General features: G+C 29.2%; 6 protein-coding genes. 4 read left to right on the top strand and 2 right to left on the bottom strand.

The features are described 5' to 3' along the window. Positions 1-212: 212 nt before the first annotated feature. Both COI44_RS19305 and COI44_RS19300 read left to right on the top strand, forming a co-directional pair. Positions 213-692, top strand: coding sequence for a hypothetical protein (locus tag COI44_RS19305; protein ID WP_098429387.1), 480 nt, complete (start codon positions 213-215; stop codon positions 690-692). A gap of 388 nt (positions 693-1,080) precedes the next feature. Beyond that, on the top strand, positions 1,081-1,905 hold the full coding sequence (locus tag COI44_RS19300; RefSeq protein WP_098429386.1) for a phosphotransferase: 825 nt from the start codon (positions 1,081-1,083) through the stop codon (positions 1,903-1,905). An 82-nt stretch (positions 1,906-1,987) separates the two neighbouring features. Here the strand turns inward: COI44_RS19300 and COI44_RS19295 are convergent, their stop codons facing one another. Both COI44_RS19295 and COI44_RS19290 read right to left on the bottom strand, forming a co-directional pair. Beyond that, on the bottom strand, positions 1,988-2,701 hold the full coding sequence (locus tag COI44_RS19295) for a class I SAM-dependent methyltransferase (RefSeq protein ID WP_098429385.1): 714 nt from the start codon (positions 2,699-2,701) through the stop codon (positions 1,988-1,990). A 168-nt stretch (positions 2,702-2,869) separates the two neighbouring features. After that, on the bottom strand, positions 2,870-4,771 hold the full coding sequence (locus COI44_RS19290) for an endonuclease MutS2 (protein WP_098429384.1): 1,902 nt from the start codon (positions 4,769-4,771) through the stop codon (positions 2,870-2,872). 661 nt (positions 4,772-5,432) lie between these two features. Here COI44_RS19290 and COI44_RS19285 point away from each other — a divergent pair. Both COI44_RS19285 and COI44_RS19280 read left to right on the top strand, forming a co-directional pair. After that, positions 5,433-5,870: a hypothetical protein gene (locus COI44_RS19285; protein WP_098429383.1), complete on the top strand. Its 438-nt coding sequence runs from the start codon at positions 5,433-5,435 to the stop codon at positions 5,868-5,870. A 214-nt stretch (positions 5,871-6,084) separates the two neighbouring features. Then, the gene (locus COI44_RS19280; RefSeq protein WP_098429382.1) at positions 6,085-6,480 is read left to right on the top strand and encodes a hypothetical protein; all 396 of its coding nucleotides are present in this window, start codon (positions 6,085-6,087) and stop codon (positions 6,478-6,480) included. The last annotated feature ends 177 nt before the right edge of the window (positions 6,481-6,657 follow it).

The raw sequence follows: 6,657 nt of genomic DNA, 5'->3' as shown, positions 1-6,657 counted from the left end.
TTTTTTTGTTGTTCCAACTTGTTTTGTAGTGACAACATAAACAAATATACCATCTCGTCCAAATGATTGCAATCATTTCTTTTACAAAGAGTTAACAAAAATAATTTACGTACATTTCAAACAAATTAATTAGTTAATTGTACAACTAGGTATAAGTACAGGCACAAACTATTCCTCTTCCATAGATTAGTACAAGAAAAGGAGGAATTGTTATGCAATGTAATGAAGCCCATCAATTATGTAATAATTTTAGAGGGCAGGTTGTACGCATTTTCGATAAAGAAGGAAACGAGCACGTTGGTCGTATTACTAGAGTAACTGATGATCGAGTTTTTATTGAACCAGTCAATCAAAATCGTCAGAACTCTTCTAATAGATCATCCAATCGTAATAGAAATAACATGAACAGAAACCAATCTAATAGAAATTTCTCAGAAAGAAATTTTTCAAATAGAAGTTCAAACAATGGAAATCGTTTTGATAATATGTTTGGTAATCGCGTTGACAATCGATTTGATGATCGATTCGATAGAAGATTTGACAGAAGATTTGATAGAAGAGACGACAGAAGAGACAATAGAGATTTTGACAGAGATGGATTTAGATGCGGATTCTTCGGCTGTGGGTTCGGTATTTCAATTGCACTCGGTTTTGTTGCAGGAGTCGCATTAGCTGCATTATTCTTTTTTTAATAGCTTAATAAAATTTTATATCTAATTACTGTGGGTATGTCTCTTTAGTCAATTGCTGACTTTTGAGACACCCTTTTATTTGTGAAAAGGTCATGAAACTATCAAATAATACTTTTAATTACTATTACAAAAATAACTTCCTCTCATTAGTTAAAGAATAAAAGCAATATGAAAAAAATCATTCAAGTCATAATAATTATATTCATAATTTGTTTATGTACATTTGCCTTTAAATTTTCCAAAACATTTTTAATCATTAATAAATTAGAGATTAATAAGCATTTTCCAATCTATCCTCATGGTGACCGTTAATTTACAAGAGTATACTGAAATAAGTACATTATTAATAATGAAGGCGAGGATATTATGCAAATAGAATCAGTAATAAATGAATTTAATTAACATAAAAGAAATTAAGTACACTCAACTAACAGGTGGAACATCAAGCAATATCTATCTTCTAAGTAACATAAAAAACGAGAGTAAGTATATAGTTAAGTTTAATGATCCTCGTGTACTAGAATCAGAAGCATATTTTCTTAATTTCTATAACAAAGTATATATATTACCTGATTTACTATTTGCTGAAAAAACATTTAAATACATAGTTTATCCATTTATTCCAGGTAGCACAAATTATGTTAAAAAAAACAAAAAAGAATTACTTATATCACTTGTTGAACAGTTAATAAATAATTACGAATCCTACCCTAATACTCCAGGTTGGGGATGGACAGATGATTTAAGGAATTCATGGTCAGATTTTCTTATGAGTAGAATGACTGAGTCTTATCAAATTTTAGATTCGTATTTAGATAAGCCAGATCATACACTTATCTTTTCTATTATAAACAATCAAATCACTTTTCAAGGAGAACCTTATATATTACACGGTGACTGCGGTATACATAATTTTATTTTTAATAATGGCGATTTAAGAGGAATTATTGATCCTACTCCAGTGTTTGGTGATCCACTTTATGATTTAATATATGCCTTTTGCTCTTCACCAGATAATCTAACAAAAGAAACCATTTCCGTGGCAGTCAGTCATTTAAAGAATTTACAAAATAATGATTCTCACACACTGTATAAAAACGTATTAGTTGGATTATATTTTAGGTTAGCTACATGTATAAGACATCATCCAAATGATTTAGATGAATATTTAATAGCTTGGAATTATTGGACTAGTTTGGTCAAATCAACTTAAATTTTCGGATATAAAAGTCTAATACCTTTATATTAATCAAATCCAGTTTTGTAAACCAAACAAAAAAGATAAGCTATTATGCCTATCTTTTTCTACATAAAAATATCCTATATCCTAACACATCTTTATAACGCACTAGTATCTCTTGAAATCTATGAAGTAATTCAATTCCCTCCGGTGGTAACTTTTGAAATGGTAGTGAATCAGTTGGATTTGTTAATGTATTCATTATTGTATTTCCTTTTAGGATTTTATAGTCTCTAAACCCCCCTTTGATTAATGCTTGTTCCCACTCTCTTACCGTTTTTACTTTTGAAATACCATAAACATCCTTAATTTCACTTTCTTCTTTTAGTGTTAATGGTCTCTCTGATGTCATTTCTATAGCAAGAAAATACCCACCTTTTTTTAACACTCTTACATATTCATGTAATGATTTATCTACATTAGTGAAGCTTGTTACTGATTCCGAAATAATAATATCAAATGAATTATCCTTAAAAGGAAGGTTTTCTGCACTTGCTTGATGCAGAGTAACTGGAATTTTCTTTTTGTTAAAACGTTTTCTTGCATTAGCCAGCATCCGACTGTTTATATCGATTGTTGTAATTGAGCAATTGAAACTTTCATATAAATAGCTAGCAGTTTTACCTGAACCGCATCCAACCTCTAAAACTTGGCTATCTGATTTCAACGGAAGAAATCTTAATGTTTTCTTTGTTAAATCAAACCCACCTGGATGTGCATCTTCTATATTTAACGTGGCGATTAAATCTATATAAGAAAATTTCCTCATACCAAGACCCCAATCATGTAGTTTGGTATAGTCTATTCATTTAAGCTTAAATTTGTTTTGTTTTCTTGAAAATGAATTTTTTCTCAAATCAAAAACATCAGATTTTAGGCTGAAGTTTTTGTTTGTATACAAAGTGCAATAATTTGCTGATTGAAAACAGCTGTAATATCAATCCCCGTTACTTCTCATTCCTTTTTGAATTTTTCGAAGTGCCTTTTTCGAACCTCGTTCAATATCGTGCTGTAATTTCCTTGTCGCATAATCAACAAATAACGTATCTAAGTCATATCCTTCTGGATAAAGTTCAGCAACCCTTACTTCTAAAGATATTCGTTTTTCATTCACTTCCAAAAAATCACCATTGTAAAAAATAATGAGATTGTAGAAATTATCGATTTCTTTATAGACAATTCCAAAATTATCATAGTCTAATAATTTTACTCGATCACCTTTTTGATAGTTAACCTTTTCTTCAGATCTCAGTTTGACAATCTTTGGTCTCCTTATTGCACTTTCAATTACTTTTTCTAATCTATATTCTTTATTTTCCATATATTCTTTCGCTCTTTGTAGTACATTTTCGCGAATATTCATTTTCTTAGAAATCCATAGAGCATTACTTTCTCCTGATTTCCCGATAATTAACTTATACATTGGTTCTAGTGTTTCACTATTAAATCGCATTGCTGCATTCATAAAATCACTGTGCATTTCTGAAAAGCGTTTTATTTCACCATAATGGGTAGTTGCAACTGTAATACATCCCATAAGGTAAAATTCTTCCAAAATAGAAATTGCTAGTGCTGATCCTTCATTAGGTTCCGTACCACTTCCTATTTCATCAAATAGTAAAAGTGTATTATTATTAGAAACACCCATAATATCAGAAAGGTTTTTCATATGTGATGAAAATGTGCTTAGTGCATTTTCTAAACTCTGATTATCACCAATATCAACAAAGATCTTTTCAAATACTGCAATTTCAGTCCCCGCGTCTCCAACAATATGGAAGCCTGACATTGTTGCTAAGGTTAGTAAACCAATTGTTTTCAGAACGACCGTCTTTCCACCCGCATTAGGTCCAGTAATGATTAAACTACGATAACTTTCTCCTATCTCAAAATTAAGCGGAACTACATTACCTGTTAATAGTGGATGTTTGCAATCAACTAACTTAATATATCCAAAGTCATTTAATTTCGGCTCAAATCCACCAATATGCTTGCTAAACTTAGCTTTAGCAAACACCATATCATATTGGCTAATTAACTCCATATTTATATTTATTTCATAAATATTTTCTAAAATCATTCCTGAAAGGGTAGCTAATATTTGATATTCTTCCATTGCCTCTTCAGCCTTTAGGCTTGCTAACTCACTGTTTAATTTAGTTACTGTATTCGGTTCAATAAAGACTGTTGCCCCTTTAGAAGAAACTTCAATAATTGATCCAGGAACTTGCTTCTTAAAGGAAGCTTTAATTGGTATTGTATATCGGTCATCTTTCTTACTTATAAAAAAGTCCTGAATATACATTTTATTTGCACTACTACTTAGAAATTTATTTAAACGATCTTTAATTTTCTCTTCAACTGATTCAATATTATTTCGTATCCGTTTAAGATCCTTACTTGCCGCAGAATCAACGCTGTTTCCTTTAATTGAGAAGTTAATCTCATCTTCAATACTTGTAAATTCACTCATTGAGTTTGCATAAGAAGCGAGAATTGGAGCAAAAAATACGTTATCTTGCATAAACTTTTTAATTCTTCTACATCCTCTTAAAAAGTCCGAAACACTGATTAAATCACTCGGATCTAATATCATGCCCTTTTCAAGATTTTGAATAATATTTTCAATGTTAGAGACACCTAAAAATGGCACATGTCCTTCTACATCTAATATTGCCCGAGCTTCAGTTGTCTCGTTTAACCTATTTTTAACTACTTTTATATTGGTACTAGGTTCTAACTGATTTATCAATTTTTTACCTAATCCACTTACACAATAAGATTTTACATTTTCTTTTAACTCGTTATATTGTAATTTTTCAAATGTTATATTATTCAATTTTAATTCTCCTCTTTAATATGATTTAATCGATCATAAATGGAGATACCTACCCGTTAGATTCCAATGATTTATAGAATTAAAGATTTTACCCGAAAAAATATAAAAAAAGCTGCGGAGATACCGCAGCTTTAATCACATTACAAGGCAATCATAATTGAAATATAGTTAAATAAGCTATAACAGAATAGCCATACTAATTTCATTACACGCATTATAAAGTATTGTAGGTATCTTCATAGGTTTGAAATAAATACATGACAAAATTAAGGGTACGAATTCTAAAAAATTCCCCTTTTTTTCATCCTATTTATTTCATTTATTTTTTTCCTATTTAGAACCTACCGCACTCACAAAATGCACCTCATTTATTTTTATGTTCATTGAAATCTAACTTATTGAAATCATCATACTATTTGTAAGTTGAAAAGTAAAGATGACCTATATTATTTACTATATGTTTTTAATAAAAATATTCTACAACTTTTTCCCCTTCAGGTAAGTACTCTACCTTAAGTTTCATACTCCCTGTAGGCCAATAAAAGTAATAATTATATCTTCCAAATTTGTAGCAAATAGAAATTTAGTTAAATAAAGATCTATCATTGTATAAAAACACATCATTTAATTGAATATTAATTATAAAAACTGGAGGTTTAAAATGAAAAAGACAATAGCTCATCTTACTTTCAGTTTATTGTTCTTATTTAACCCAATTACTACAGTTCACGAAGAAATTGCAAATCATTTATTTAGTACTAAATCTGTTAGTTTTAAAGGAGACGATAATAACTGGGGAATTTTTCATGAATTGACTTTAGGGGGAACTGATATCATATACCAAACAACTATAAAATATAAAGGTAAATATGATAAAGATTTATTTAAGTCATACTCACGCTATTTGATTAGTTATAATAATGGAACGATCGGAGGAGAGAAGTTTTTATTAAATCAATCTGGTGAATTTCATGGTAAAAAAAGAGAGTGTGGCGGATGTGAGTTTATTGATAAGGAAAAAGAAGTATATTATGAAATTTACTGGAAAGATACTATAAGTACAGTTATTTTAAAAAAAGTGGATAAACCAAATAATTAACTTCTTTAAAGTACTAATCCTTTTTACAGAAAACGAACTGTTATGAACAGTTCGTTTTCTTATTATTATTAATTGTTCAACTAGGATTATTACATCAATTGCTAGATAATATGTTTAATTCAAAGATTAAATAACTCTGTATTAAATTGTTGTATTTAGAATAGTTCTTCATTTCTTTAAATATTTTTTAATTAGGGAAGGAGTGAAGATCGAAATGCCTGAGGTTAAAAGGAAAAATTGGGTTGATAAATGTATTATTCTATTATTAGTTTTTGTATTTATTATTTTAGCTATAAACATGCCTAAAATACAGAATTTCGATGAGTCAACTTTAATAGGAACTTACCAAAGCAAAAAACTTCCATTTGCAACCATAGTATTTGATGAAGAGGACCATCATACATTTTATTATTATAATCGTAATGAAGTAGATAAAGGAACTTATTCACAGAAAACAGATACGACGTATGTAATTAATAGTTCTAAGTTTCATAATTTGAAAATCATGTATGATAAAAAAAGAAGAACTTTTAAAATAAAAATCGATAATGAAACTTATGTTTTTAAACAATTTGATACAATTCCTACGATTATAGGTAACTCTGAATGACCAGATTCTGTTACTTAAAGTTCTTGGTATTCAAATTTTGTACAAAGGACTTTAAAGGACTATCAAAAATTGACAGTCCTTTAATATTTATTAAATATCAACAATTAACGAATCCAAAATAAAAAAAGCACCAGCTGATTAGCTGATACTTTGGTAAACCAGGCGACGTTCTACTCT

The sequence above is a fragment of the Bacillus sp. AFS088145 genome (genome assembly GCF_002564465.1).
Taxonomy (GTDB): domain Bacteria; phylum Bacillota; class Bacilli; order Bacillales; family Bacillaceae_G; genus Gottfriedia.
Note: the sequence above shows the minus strand (reverse complement) of the source record. Positions and strands in the feature narration are given on the sequence as shown.

What these genes read in the sequence shown, in the direction of transcription:
- COI44_RS19305 (WP_098429387.1), top strand. Translation starts at nt 213, where the DNA reads ATGCAATGTAATGAAGCCCATCAATTATGTAATAATTTTAGAGGGCAG.
- COI44_RS19300 (WP_098429386.1), top strand. Translation starts at nt 1,081, where the DNA reads ATGAATTTAATTAACATAAAAGAAATTAAGTACACTCAACTAACAGGT.
- COI44_RS19295 (WP_098429385.1), bottom strand. Translation starts at nt 2,701, where the DNA reads ATGAGGAAATTTTCTTATATAGATTTAATCGCCACGTTAAATATAGAA.
- COI44_RS19285 (WP_098429383.1), top strand. Translation starts at nt 5,433, where the DNA reads ATGAAAAAGACAATAGCTCATCTTACTTTCAGTTTATTGTTCTTATTT.
- COI44_RS19280 (WP_098429382.1), top strand. Translation starts at nt 6,085, where the DNA reads ATGCCTGAGGTTAAAAGGAAAAATTGGGTTGATAAATGTATTATTCTA.